This is a genomic window from Aquimarina sediminis, assembly GCF_002895435.1.
Classification (GTDB): domain Bacteria; phylum Bacteroidota; class Bacteroidia; order Flavobacteriales; family Flavobacteriaceae; genus Aquimarina; species Aquimarina sediminis.
Genome location: NZ_POYJ01000010.1, coordinates 185,726 through 198,624, shown reverse-complemented (window position 1 = coordinate 198,624; position 12,899 = coordinate 185,726). Strand labels below are relative to the sequence as shown.

The window sequence follows — 12,899 nt, the reverse complement described above, 5'->3', positions numbered from 1 at the left end:
ATATGAAATACAATGGTAAATTAATGAGAATGTGGATGCCGGTGCTAGTACTTTTTATTTCTTGTTCAGATCATACTAAGCCTATTATAATTACAGCAGAAAATTATCATAAATCTGTTGATAAAGTAACAGAAATCATGATCCATGATATTTTTTCACCCCCTGTTGCAAGTAGAATATATGCATACCCTAATATTGCAGCCTATGAAATACTGGCACAAAAAGACAGTACTCTTTCTTCGATTTCTGGACAACTGAATGGTCTTACAAAGATTCCTAAACCTGGAAAGGATGAAGAAATTAATGATAGATTATCTTCATTGGTTGCTCATTTTGAATTAAGCAAGAGATTGATTTTTTCAGAGAATAAGATGCAAGAATTTATAGATAGCGTATATACAAGTTGGGAACAAATAAATAAAGAAGAGTATCTGGTTTCTAAAGCATATGGATTAAAGGTGGTCGAACATATTGATAAATGGAGCGGTACTGATAACTATGCTCAGACCAGAACTATGCCCAAATACTCTGTAGATTATGATGCACCAGAGAGATGGCAACCTACCCCTCCTGCATATATGGATGGGATAGAACCACACTGGAATAAGATCCGTCCTTTTTTTCTTGAATCTGCAGATGAGTTTAAGCCAATAGCTCCTCCAGATTTTTCTTTAGATAAAGAAAGTGTTTTCTATAAAGAGTTGCAAGAAGTATATGATATTAGTACAGAAATGTCTAAAGAAGGAGATGAGTCCGAAAAAATTAAGATTGCACAATTTTGGGACTGCAATCCATATGTGTCTGTTACTCGTGGACATCTTATGTTTGCTACCAAAAAAATTACTCCTGGTGCTCACTGGGTGGGGATTACCAAAATAGCGTTAAGAAAAGAAAATGCTGATTTTAACCAAACTGTTTTTGCATATACCAAAGTTTCTATAGCAATTGCCGATGCCTTTATTAGTTGTTGGGATGAAAAATACCGTAGTAATTTGGTGCGCCCAGAAACCTTAATTAATAGACATATTGACGAGCAATGGAAACCCATTTTGCAAACTCCTCCGTTTCCCGAATATGTTAGTGGGCATTCGGTTGTTTCTGGGGCTTCGGCAGAAGTTTTGACCAATATTTTTGGAGATAATTTTTCTTTTAATGATAACACCGAGATTCCATACGGTTTACCAATTCGGCAATTTTCATCATTTAAAGAAGCAGCCCAAGAAGCAGCAATGAGCAGACTTTATGGAGGGATTCATTATAGAGCGGCAGTAGAAGTTGGGTTGAATCAAGGAATACAAATTGGAAAAAAAATGAATAATAAATTGGTAATGAAGAGATCAAAATGAAGAATAAAAGAAAAATAATAACCACTCTTCTAGTTTCTGCCTGCGTATATTTTTTATGGTTTCTATATATTAAAGAGTATGATTACACCATTACGATCAAGGCAAATACATCACCAGGAGTTGTATATACAAGTGTGATGAAGTGGGCTAATGATTTAGAGTCAACACAAGGTGTTAAAACTATTCATCTTAGTGATAAAAAATTCTCAAGTATTCATCATACTTCCTTCTTAGATTCATTACCCCTGTTTTTTGAATGGAAAATTAGACCACTCACTGATTCTCTTACTGAGGTGAAAATAGGAGTTAAGAATCCAAATAATGCCATAAGAAATCGATTACAGAAATTAGTAATTAGTACACCGCTAGAAAAGCGTATTCATAAAGAATTTATAAGTTTTAATAATGGTCTAATAAAACATGTAGAAGAGTTTAAGGTTAAAATCAAAGGAAAGAGTGCCAGTCCAGAAGCATATGTTGCTTATGTAAATATCGCTTGCGATCAAAAAGAAAAAGCAACATATATGTTAAGGAATAGTGGATATATAAACTCTTTTTTAAAAGAACATAATATAAAGCTCGTTGCTAATCCATTTATAGAAATATCAAATTGGGATATAGAAAATGAAAAACTACAATTTAGCTTTTGTTTCCCTATCTCAAAAATGGATCACTTTCCCTTATATAGTGATATTAAATACAAAAAAGTAGTGTCGGAGCCTTCTATTAAAGCTGTGTTTTATGGTAATTATAGTTTTTCAGATCGTTCTTGGTATGCTTTGCATCAATATGCTATTAATAATAACATAGAAATCAAACCATCATTGGTTGAGGTGTTTTATAACAACCCTCATGTTGGAGGAAATGATTTAGAATGGAAAGCAGAAATATTTATGAAAATTAATTAAAATAAACAGTAAAAATGAGCTTGATATCTTTTATTGGTTTTACACTATTGGTTGGTGTAATATCATATTTATCTACAAGAAAAGTAAATGAAAAATCATCAGATGGGTACTTTTTAGGAGGACGTAGTCTTACGGCATCTGTAATTGCAGGATCACTATTATTAACCAATCTATCAACAGAGCAAATTGTTGGACTTAATGGAGCAGCATATAAAGAAGGAGTTCTTGTTATGGTCTGGGAAACATTGGCCGCAATTGCAATGGTAATTACAGCGATATTTTTACTGCCAAGATATCTCAAAGGAGGAATAACTACCATCCCTCAATTTTTACAACGAAGATATGATACTACTACCAAAGCAATTGCTTCGGGGTTGTTTTTAACGGGGTATGCAGTCATTTTGTTACCAACAGTTTTATATTCTGGAGCACTGGCTATAAATACAATGTTTGAAGTCCCTGAACTTTTAGGAGTGTCTGATAATACAGCATTGTGGATTACCATTTGGGGTATTGGAGGGATAGGCTCTATTTATGCTATTTTTGGAGGATTAAAGGCAGTAGCTGTTTCAGATACCATAAATGCAGTAGGATTACTTATTGGTGGAATATTGATTCCTGTATTTGGATTGTACGCTATTGGAGATGGAAGTTTGGTAGCAGGAATTGACACATTATTTGAATCTCATCCAGATAAATTTAATGCCATTGGTTCTAAAGAAGCTTCGGTGCCATTTTCTACTATTTTTACAGGAATGATGTTAGTGCAATTGTTTTATTGGGGAACCAATCAAGCAATTATTCAAAGAGCATTAGGGGCAAAAAATCTAAAAGAAGGTCAAAAAGGACTTTTATTAGGGTCTTTTATCAAAATATTGGGACCAATTATTGTAGTATTACCAGGAATCATTGCATTCCATATGTTTAAGGGGGAGTTAGCTAACCCGGACGAAGCTTATCCTATGTTAGTAAGTAAAGTACTACCAGTTTCATTAGTAGGCTTTTTTGCAGCAGTATTGTTTGGTGCTATTTTAAGTTCATTTAATAGTGCATTAAATAGCTCGGTTACCTTATTCGGAATAGATATATATAAAGAGTATATAGATAAAGAAGCAAATGAAAAAGGAATTGTTAAAGCAGGAAAAACCTTCGGAATATTTTTAGCGTTAATATCGATGTGCATTGCTCCACTATTAGTATATGCCACAGATGGATTGTTCGGATATTTACAGGAAGCAAATGGTATTTATAGTATACCAATTTTAACGATAATTGTAGTAGGGTATTTAACAAAACGAGTACCTGCCATTGCTGCAAAAATAGGGATTATTTCTGGCTCTCTACTATATGTAATCAGTCAGTTTATTCTTAAACCATTTGTTGTAGGAACTGAAGATTACCCACATTTTTTACATGTTATGGCAGTACTTTTTGTTTTGAATATAATGATTATGCTTGGGATTGGGAAGTTTTACCCTAAAACCAAAGAATATAAACAAAAATATACAGAACAAGTTGATATAGCTCCATGGAAATATGTAAACCTATGTGGAGGTTTAATTTGTTGTATTGTAATAGGAGTTTACCTCTACTTTTCCTAAGTAAATGTCATAAAAACCCAAATTCGATATAAAGGATTTAGAAAAATAGAATACGTTAAAGGTTAGTTTATAATGGTTTTTTATGGTACTTGCTTTAACCTACAATAGGGCTTATTGTATTAGTGTTCTGCTCTATTGTATAAAATCCAAATTTAAAACCTACATCTTCTGCATAGACAAAACTTTGTATGGCAATATCATATTTTATTGGAGCATTTAGTTTTTTCATTGTATCTATAATACGATATAATTTAGTTTTTGAAATTCCTAAACGAGATGCAAATTTTGCCGGAGATCCGGTAGCTTGTAAACGAATGAGTTGATCCATGCGTTCTATGATTTCGATCTGTCTGATAATAATACCCATAAGTTGTTTTCCTTTTGATGATTATTGTTGGTAAATACGGGGAATAGAATGTTTACGTGCTCTTTTTTTGAATTAATTAATTTTTGAGTTTAAAATTTTGAACTCTTTAACTCGCCTTTGTGTTGTTTTTTACTACCATATTATAAGTTTTTAATCGTATTCTATCTGAAAATCAGATTTTAATTCATTTTTTTGTATATTCGCATATATAAATACAAATATAGTTTAAAATATTGAACAAAACAAAAATATTGAGTCAATATATTAAACTTTAGTATAATTTGTAGAACTTAACATTATTGGGTTTAAGATTTTAACTTTTAGTATGGATTTACAAAAAATTAAAGAGATCGCAGAGGAAAAAGGCAAGCTGATTAAAGACTTGATAGAAGAGACAGGTATTAAGAAAGGAACCTTGTTTAATTACATGAAAGGGAAGACGGCTATTACCTTAGAAGCTTTTCTTAAAATATCGGATGTTTTGAAAGTACCCCCTCTGGAATTATTAGCATTGGTTCAAAATATTAAACTAGATAGAGCAACCACTCAAATGATTCAGGATATTAAACCAAATAGTAACATTGAGAAGAGCAATCCAGATAAGGTTAATGTGATGATGATTCCTTTAGTTAACCAATATGCATATGCAGGATATTTAAGTGGGTTTGAAAACGATGGATATGTAGGAGAACTACCTAAAATGCCTTATTTGGCAGATCGGCAATATAAAGGGAACTACCTGTTTTTTGAAGTTAAAGGAGACTCAATGGATAATGGTAGCTATGAGAGCTACTTAGAAAGAGATCTTATCCTTTGCAGAGAGGTAAGACAAGATTTTTGGAGTAGTAAACTGCATATCAATAAGTGGGATTTTGTAGTAGTTCATAAAGAAGAAGGTATTCTTTTAAAAAGAATTGTAAAACATGATGTAGAAAAAGGAATACTAACACTACATTCATTAAATGAGTATTATGAAGATACAGAAGTACATCTAAAAGATGTAGCCAAAATTTTTAATGTAGTAGATGTTAGAAGACATAGAAACAGAAGATAATAACTCTTTTGTTTTAACGGAAGAAGCCCTACGTAGATTCCTAGAGCCATCTGGCTTTTAGGTTTTTGTACTTAGTTCTGCCAATCGGAAGAAACTCTCCATTTTTTAGTTCAGCAATATACTTGCTTCCTGGTTTTACAATAACCTCTTTTACTTCAGACATTTTTACTATGTATGATTTATGAATACGTTCAAAAGTATGAGGCAGTAGTTGCTCTAATTTTTCAAGAGATTTATCGTGTAGTTCTTTTTTTCCGTTGGTAAGAAAAAGTTCGGTATACATCCCTGCTCCCTTAATAAAAAGAACATCTTCTATAGGAATCAATTGTATTCTGCTTCTTTTTTTTATAGCCAAAAGTTTGACTTTATGACTTTCTGTTTTTTCTTTTAATAATACTCTGTTAAAAGCTTGCTCTATTCTTTCTCTATTAAATGGTTTAGGAACAAAATCTATAACTCCATATTCAAAAGCTGAGATTGCCTGATCACTGTTTGCCGAGATAATTATAGTATGAAACGACTCTGAAACAGCAGAACTCAAAATATCAAAACCATTTTCACCATTTAGGTTTAAATCAAGTAGTACGATATCTAAAGAATTATTTTTAATAAACTCTAAAGCATCAGATAATGCTTCTACATGATGCAAAGAGAGTAGAGTATTCGCAAAAAAATCTCTGGTCATTCTCTCTATTCTTTTGGCAATTCGAGATTCATCTTCAATAATTAAAATATTCATAATGCTTATAGGTATATTTTTATTGTATTTTTCCAACCTAGAGAAGTGGTCTCAGAAGAAAAATCCCATTTAGATCCATAACTTTCAGATAATCTCGCTTTTATGTATTTGGTTCCGGTTCCTTCTTTTGTCCTCGTTGTATTGTTTCGCGCATTGGCAATTGTTAAGAATGTATAGCACTTATAGGTGTTTCCAGTTTCATAAATTAACCTAAACAGAATACTGTTGTTATCAAGTGGCATACTATGGGTTATTCCGTTTTCTAATAGGGTATGCAGTATAGCAGGAGGTATTTTTTGATTATAATCTATTCCTTCTTCTTCCCATAGATAATCAACTTCTTTTCTATATTTCATTATGTCAAGATGAGTACGGCATAGTTCTATTTCTTGAGTAATAGGGATAAGAGTTTGGTCTTCAATTTTGTTAAAAAGATCAAATTCTTTGGCTAGAGCTTCAATAAATGAAACTCCTTTTTGAGGGGATTCTTCAACCCAATCTATTAGAGAAGTCAAGGTGTTCATCAAAAAATGAGGCTGAATGTTTTTTTTCAGTAATTCTAATCGAAGGCGAGTGGATTGAACAAGAGAATTTTCATAAGCTATCCGTTGTTCTTTTGTTCTTACAGATAATATATAAAACATCCCTAGAAGAATAACTCCGAAGCCTGCAAATAAACTAATATCATAATAAGTAAGTGCGTTAATGAGTGCGCATAAAAGCAATGCTAATAACACAATAATAGCTCCTTTTATTTTTTTATAAACCCCATATAGGACTATTGAAGTCGAAAAAAACCACATAGTCATTCCCATATTATATGCAGTAAAATCATACCTGTCATGCACAATTAAAAAGACAAATAATAAAACCCCTATATACCCAATCATAATGCTTCTTTTCTTAGGGAAAGGAAACTGCAATGAAAAATATAAAGGAACTAAAATAGCTATACAAAATGTTAGACTACCTATAATCTCTAATCTAAAGTGATGTTGACTATAATGAATAGAGATATAATGATTAATGTATTCTATAACAATAAGCGCAAAAAAGAGGAAGCAACTAATGCTAAATATAAGAATTGGATACTCTTTTTTATCACTCAAGAAGAGAAAAAAGAAATACAAAGAAGCTATTAAAAAGACCCCCGCAAACATATGCATAAAAGAAGTGTCAATAAGAGGATCTCTCAATAAATAATCATAGTAATCTACTATGATTCGTAGTTTTCGGGAATGGTCAGGATAATAGTATAAACTGGTTCTTAACGCTAATACATGTGTTCCTTTGGTAGCCAGTTCTTCAGGAATATGATAAGTAGCCCATAATTCACCAGAAGGCTCGTGATCGGCTTCCTGTCCTGGGTTTCCATTTTTACCAATAAGGACTCCATCCCAAAAAACTTCATATTCGCCAAATGTATTTATAAAGACACCATAGGGCTCAAACGGCTTTGGGGTTTCGGTAATGTTTACTTTGGTTCTCGACCAGAAAATTTCACCACCATCTACAAAAACTTTATTGCTCCAATCTCGATCATCCCAATCTTTGGCAGCCCATTCAGGGTGATCTCCTAATTTATAGATGGGATTATAAGATCTAAAGTTAGTATTCTTAGCGCAAGAGGTAGTTATTAAAACAGTAACTATTACAAAGAAAAAATGTAATGATTTAAAGTCCATCTTTTGTGTTGGTATAAAACATAGTATAAAATTAGTTTAAAAATATGGCTTCGTAGAGTTGTTCATCTGGATATAGAGCAGTTGGTAAAATATTCCTTGAAAAGATAATCATAGAAACCGAGTTTTACCCTAATCATTAAAAAAAACGACAGTATGAAGCATAATTTAATAGTTATTGTAGTAGCATTTATGAGTGTTTTTACAATGGCTCAGGAATCAAAAATAGGGAAAGCAGAAATTTCAGGAATAGTAATTGAAAAATCTACAAATAAAGCATTGCCTTTTGCATCAGTGATTTTAAAAGATAGATCGAAAAAATTGGTCGAAGGGGTAATAACCGATGACGAAGGAAGTTACAATATGATGGAAATCCCTATTGGCAACTATATATTAGAGATAACGTACAATGGATTTGAAACATTTTCTCAGGCTATAGAAATAAAAGAAATTAGACAAAAACTAAAATTAAGCCCTATTGCTTTAATAGAAAAAGCTGTTTCTCTGGATGAGGTGAAAATTACTAGTGAGGTGTCCCAGGTATCTTTAAAATTGGATAAAAAGGTATTCAAGGTGGGTAAAGATGTATTGTCGCAAAGTGGCTCTGTAACAGATGTATTAGGTAATGTGCCTTCTGTATCAGTCGATCCTTCAGGTACGGTACAACTACGAGGCAATACAAATGTTACGATTTTGATTAATGGTAGACGCTCTGGTTTAACTTCTTTTCAAGCCTTAGAACAAATACCTTCGGATCAGGTAGATCGGGTAGAAGTAATTACTTCTCCTTCTGCAAGATATGATGCCTCTGGAGCGGCTGGAATCATTAATATTGTTATGAAAAAAAATACCAAAGGCGGGCTAACGGGACAATTAAGAACCGTTGTGGGAATACCTGATGATTACAGATTATACGGGAGTTTTAGCTATAAGACAGATAAACTAAACTTATTTGCCAATGCCGGAATACGATATACAGATTATGAAGGAGAATATACAAAAGAGCAAACATCAACAAGAAATAACGAAAACGTACACCTTAATCAACGAGAAGATCAGGATAGACATGACGACGGGCAACTTTTTTACATAGGTGCAGATTATTACCTAAACAAAAACAATTCAGTTACTGCTGCTTTTTATAGGAATCAAACAGAAGATACAGACCAAACGAGACTTGTCTATGAGTATGCTTCTTCTAATATGGATTTGGATAGTATTTTGGTAACTAAGGCTAGCTCAAAAGAAAATAGATCCTATAACCAATTAGAGATGAACTATACTAAAACTTTTGACAAAGAAGGAAGAAAGTTAACCTTTGATTTGCAATATGATTTTTGGGACAGTACGAAAAAATGGGAGATACAAACGAAAAAGGAGGCTCCTGTTGTAGCGCCAATTTCTACCTTGCAAACAAGATCTACAAACAAAAATAATGATATCGTTCTACAATCAGACTACATAACACCTTTTGCAAAACACTCAAAATTAGAGGTAGGAGGTAAATATGAAAATAGACATGTCAAAGATGGATTTATTGCTAATGAACTTGTAGATGGAATGTATCAGTTGTTAGATAATTTGGATAATGAATTAAAGTATGATGAGCAGATTATAGGAGGGTATATCCAGTATGGAAACAAAATTAATAAGTTTAGTTACTTGTTAGGAATGCGAATAGAGGATACAAATATTAAGATTAAAGATAAAGAAGGAAGTTTTAATGACACTAATTCATACACTAATGTGTTTCCCACAGCCAGTTTAGGGTATGCAGTTGGGGAGAAAACAGATGTACAGATTAGTTATAGCAAAAGAATAAACAGACCATCGTTATGGCAATTAAATCCATTCTCAGAACTGGAAGATTTCAATGTACGGTTTTTCGGAAACCCAAAATTAAGACCAGCATTTACAGATATTGTTGAATTGTCAGTATTGCAAAAAGAAGCAAAATTTACAATAACCCCAAGTATATACTATTCCTACACAACCGACGATACGCAATGGTATACAAATCAGGATGAAAGAGGTGTATTTGTTAGCACCATTGTCAATCTGGATATAGAAAAGAGATACGGATTTGAGCTTTCTGCTTCGTATAAACCTATAAAATGGCTTAGTATTAATGGTGATTTTAATGCATATCATTTTAGTCAGGAAGGAAAAGTAGGAACTCAAACACTTGATTTTTCTGATGATACGTGGTACACCTCGTTAAATACTAAAGTAAAACTAAAGCATGGTATTTCTTTACAGAGTAGATTTAATTATCGTGCAAAGAGAGGTAATGCCCAATCCAAGATAAAGTCAATATCATATTTAAATCTAGGAGCAAGTAAAAAAATGTTTAAAAATCGAGGAGATTTGATTTTTAATGTTAGCAATGTTTTCGATAGTCGTAAAACTCGAGAAGAGATAAGAGGAACAGATTTTTTTGTTAATGGGGTAAGAAGTCGTAATGCAGCAAGATGGTCATTAAGCTTTGTTTATAAATTCAATGGAAAATCAGTTCATAAAAATAGACGAGTACAAAGGAGCAATAGAAACTAGTTGTGATAGGTCAAATAAAATAACTCTTTTTTAAGCAGAAGTAAGTAATGATTCCCTAAAAGACGGACTTTCCTCTTTTGGGGAATTGATTGAAAACGGATTTATATCCTGATCATTCTTAGGATTGTTAATAACCTATTTAATAACTCATTTTTGATTTTTCTAAAGGAAAACTGATACTTAGTATTTTTATAAAAGATTAAAAGGTCTTTTATTGTTAATAATTTATGTATTACCATAGTTTTAAAGTTGTCTTTCAGGAGGTTCCAGGAGAAATTAGCCTGTGTTTTTCTATTTCGGGATGTACACTTAGGTGTAAAGGATGCCATTCTCCTTTTTTATGGAAAAAAAACAGTGGATCATTACTTACTCTACCCTTGTTCGAATCTATACTCAAACAATATGCTGATCTGGCAACATGTGTACTTTTTATGGGAGGTGAATGGCATAAAGAAGAATTAGTAGCACTACTGAAATTATCAAAAAAGAGAAATTATAAAACTTGCCTTTATACAGGTGAAGATCATGTCTCCAGAGAATTGATAACGCACCTTACATGGGTCAAAACCGGAAAATGGGACCAATCATTAGGCGGGCTGGAAAACGAAAAAACCAATCAAAAGTTTATAGAAGTAAGAACGAATACAATACAAAATTATCTATTCATTAAAAATTAAAACACATGATACGATTAACAGAGGAACAAGTAAGGGAGAAAATTCATTTTATAGATGATTACATACAATCAAATAATGCAGCAGACGGTTCTAAAGTTGATGCCAATGCCAATGTAACGTCCAAAAATATTGCAACAATGGAAGCAGAGTTGAATAAGGATATCAATATTCAGGTAAACAGGGCTTTGGTAAAACGAAAAATAGCCCTGCTTTTTGGAGAAGATCTAGCCAATGAATATACCAGACAGATAGAAGAACATGAAATATATGTGCATGACGAAACCTCACTTAAGCCCTATTGTGTATCTATAAGTATGTACCCGTTTTTGTTTGACGGACTTACCAAATTAGGAGGAGAAAGTAAAGCTCCGCAACATTTAGAGAGTTTTTGCGGAGAGTTTGTAAATCTCGTTTTTGCAGTAAGCTCCCAATTTGCAGGAGCACTGGCTACAGTAGAATTTCTGATGTACTTTGATCATTTTGCAACCAAAGATTACGGAGTAAATTATCTAGAGACCAATGAAAAACTAATAGCGAACCATTTGCAACATGTAGTATACGCAATTAATCAACCAGCGGCAGCTAGAGGGTATCAATCCGTATTTTGGAATATCTCTTTATATGATGAAGCGTATTTCACAAGCATGTTTGGCGATTTTGTATTTCCGGATATGACTAAACCACAATGGGAAAACGTAAAAAGATTACAAACTTTTTTTATGAAATGGTTTAATGAAGAACGTACCAAAGCGATACTTACATTTCCTGTAGTAACAGCAGCAATGCTTGTAAAAGATGGTAAACCTGTAGATACAGAATTTACAGAAATGTGTGCGCAAGAACTAAGTGAGGGTAATTCATTTTTTATCTACCAATCTGAGAATGCAGATAGTTTGGCATCTTGTTGTCGATTGCGTAATGAAATTAGTGATAATACCTTTAGTTATTCACTTGGGGCGGGAGGTGTAGCAACTGGTTCTATTAATGTAATTACTCTTAATATGAATCGCCTAGTCCAAAAAGGAGCAAACATTATTGAAGAAGTAAGAAAAATACACAAATACCAGGTAGCCTATAGAAAATTAATTGAAGAATATCATGCATCTGGTCTATTACCAGTATATCAAGCTGGATTCATATCCTTAGACAAACAATTCCTAACCGTAGGAATCAATGGAATGGTAGAAGCAGCAGAAAGTAAGGGTATCGAAGTAGGAAATAATGCTAAGTATAAGAGTTTCGTAAATAAATATTTAAAAGCAATTTATGAAGAAAATAAGAAAGGGAAACAAGAATATGGATGTATGTTCAATACAGAATTTGTTCCTGCAGAAAACCTGGGTGTAAAAAATGCAAAATGGGATAAAGAAGACGGATTATATGTGCCTAGGGATTGCTATAACTCCTATTTTTATGCAGTAGAGGATATACAAACAAATACATTAGATAAAATACTACTTCATGGTAAGGAAATTATACAATATCTGGACGGAGGGTCTGCCTTACATCTTAATCTGGAAGAAACACCAAATAAAGAAGGATTTAGAAAATTAATACATGCTACGGCAAATGCAGGATGTAATTATTTTTGCTTTAATATTAGGATTACCATATGTAATGAGTGTGACTATATTGATAAAAAAACCAGTCATACCTGTACAAAGTGTGGATCAAAAAATATAGATTACGCTACTCGAGTGATTGGATATTTAAAAAGAGTATCTAGTTTTAGTTCAGGAAGACAACAAGAACATCAATTTAGGCATTATCATATTGATCAATCTAAACATGCCTTGGCAAATAAAAGAATTAAAGATTTGATAAATGCGCAAGGAAGAGGTCAAATAGATGTTAATATAAAAGGCAAAATCTTAAAAAGAGGATAAATTACTTTAGAATAATCTCTATTATTAACTAAAACATGATTTAAATCATATATAATAGCAAGTGGTGCTTATATATTTGTTTAAAT

Annotated in this window: 10 protein-coding genes; 7 read left to right on the top strand and 3 right to left on the bottom strand. The window is 32.5% G+C overall.

Going from position 1 to position 12,899, the window contains the following annotated elements; translation table 11 throughout:
- The first annotated feature begins 2 nt into the window (after positions 1–2).
- From C1X07_RS19230 to C1X07_RS19220, 3 genes are read left to right on the top strand one after another with little or no spacing between them, the layout of a single operon-like run.
- A complete protein-coding gene (locus C1X07_RS19230) occupies positions 3–1,346 on the top strand; it encodes a vanadium-dependent haloperoxidase (protein ID WP_394335674.1) in 1,344 nt (447 codons plus the stop codon).
- Entirely contained in the window at positions 1,343–2,254 is a 912-nt protein-coding gene (locus tag C1X07_RS19225; protein ID WP_103071663.1) for a hypothetical protein, read from the top strand. Before C1X07_RS19230 ends, C1X07_RS19225 begins: the two co-directional genes overlap by 4 nt.
- A 14-nt stretch (positions 2,255–2,268) precedes the next feature.
- The gene (locus tag C1X07_RS19220) at positions 2,269–3,855 is read left to right on the top strand and encodes a solute:sodium symporter family transporter (RefSeq protein WP_103071662.1); all 1,587 of its coding nucleotides are present in this window, start codon (positions 2,269–2,271) and stop codon (positions 3,853–3,855) included.
- 94 nt (positions 3,856–3,949) lie between these two features.
- Here the strand turns inward: C1X07_RS19220 and C1X07_RS19215 are convergent, their stop codons facing one another.
- On the bottom strand, positions 3,950–4,222 hold the full coding sequence (locus C1X07_RS19215) for a hypothetical protein (RefSeq protein WP_103071661.1): 273 nt from the start codon (positions 4,220–4,222) through the stop codon (positions 3,950–3,952).
- A gap of 325 nt (positions 4,223–4,547) precedes the next feature.
- Between C1X07_RS19215 and C1X07_RS19210 the strand changes: the two genes are divergently transcribed.
- Positions 4,548–5,276: a LexA family transcriptional regulator gene (locus tag C1X07_RS19210; protein ID WP_103071660.1), complete on the top strand. Its 729-nt coding sequence runs from the start codon at positions 4,548–4,550 to the stop codon at positions 5,274–5,276.
- 40 nt (positions 5,277–5,316) lie between these two features.
- Here C1X07_RS19210 and C1X07_RS19205 read toward each other — a convergent pair whose 3' ends face one another.
- Entirely contained in the window at positions 5,317–6,015 is a 699-nt protein-coding gene (locus tag C1X07_RS19205; RefSeq protein ID WP_103071677.1) for a LytR/AlgR family response regulator transcription factor, read from the bottom strand.
- 5 nt (positions 6,016–6,020) lie between these two features.
- A complete protein-coding gene (locus C1X07_RS19200) occupies positions 6,021–7,700 on the bottom strand; it encodes a histidine kinase (RefSeq protein WP_103071659.1) in 1,680 nt (559 codons plus the stop codon).
- A gap of 153 nt (positions 7,701–7,853) precedes the next feature.
- On the opposite strand from C1X07_RS19200, the gene C1X07_RS19195 reads away from it, so the two are divergent.
- The 3 genes from C1X07_RS19195 to nrdD all read left to right on the top strand — a co-directional run bounded on the left by C1X07_RS19195 (position 7,854) and on the right by nrdD (position 12,813).
- On the top strand, positions 7,854–10,250 hold the full coding sequence (locus C1X07_RS19195; protein ID WP_103071658.1) for a TonB-dependent receptor domain-containing protein: 2,397 nt from the start codon (positions 7,854–7,856) through the stop codon (positions 10,248–10,250).
- Between the two features lie 227 nt (positions 10,251–10,477).
- Entirely contained in the window at positions 10,478–10,927 is a 450-nt protein-coding gene (gene nrdG / locus C1X07_RS19190; RefSeq protein WP_103071657.1) for an anaerobic ribonucleoside-triphosphate reductase activating protein, read from the top strand.
- A 5-nt stretch (positions 10,928–10,932) separates the two neighbouring features.
- The gene (nrdD, locus tag C1X07_RS19185; RefSeq protein ID WP_103071656.1) at positions 10,933–12,813 is read left to right on the top strand and encodes an anaerobic ribonucleoside-triphosphate reductase; all 1,881 of its coding nucleotides are present in this window, start codon (positions 10,933–10,935) and stop codon (positions 12,811–12,813) included.
- Positions 12,814–12,899 lie beyond the last annotated feature (86 nt).

What these genes read in the sequence shown, in the direction of transcription:
- C1X07_RS19230 (WP_394335674.1), top strand. Translation starts at nt 3, where the DNA reads ATGAAATACAATGGTAAATTAATGAGAATGTGGATGCCGGTGCTAGTA.
- C1X07_RS19225 (WP_103071663.1), top strand. Translation starts at nt 1,343, where the DNA reads ATGAAGAATAAAAGAAAAATAATAACCACTCTTCTAGTTTCTGCCTGC.
- C1X07_RS19220 (WP_103071662.1), top strand. Translation starts at nt 2,269, where the DNA reads ATGAGCTTGATATCTTTTATTGGTTTTACACTATTGGTTGGTGTAATA.
- C1X07_RS19215 (WP_103071661.1), bottom strand. Translation starts at nt 4,222, where the DNA reads ATGGGTATTATTATCAGACAGATCGAAATCATAGAACGCATGGATCAA.
- C1X07_RS19210 (WP_103071660.1), top strand. Translation starts at nt 4,548, where the DNA reads ATGGATTTACAAAAAATTAAAGAGATCGCAGAGGAAAAAGGCAAGCTG.
- C1X07_RS19205 (WP_103071677.1), bottom strand. Translation starts at nt 6,015, where the DNA reads ATGAATATTTTAATTATTGAAGATGAATCTCGAATTGCCAAAAGAATA.
- C1X07_RS19200 (WP_103071659.1), bottom strand. Translation starts at nt 7,700, where the DNA reads ATGGACTTTAAATCATTACATTTTTTCTTTGTAATAGTTACTGTTTTA.
- C1X07_RS19195 (WP_103071658.1), top strand. Translation starts at nt 7,854, where the DNA reads ATGAAGCATAATTTAATAGTTATTGTAGTAGCATTTATGAGTGTTTTT.
- nrdG (WP_103071657.1), top strand. Translation starts at nt 10,478, where the DNA reads ATGTATTACCATAGTTTTAAAGTTGTCTTTCAGGAGGTTCCAGGAGAA.
- nrdD (WP_103071656.1), top strand. Translation starts at nt 10,933, where the DNA reads ATGATACGATTAACAGAGGAACAAGTAAGGGAGAAAATTCATTTTATA.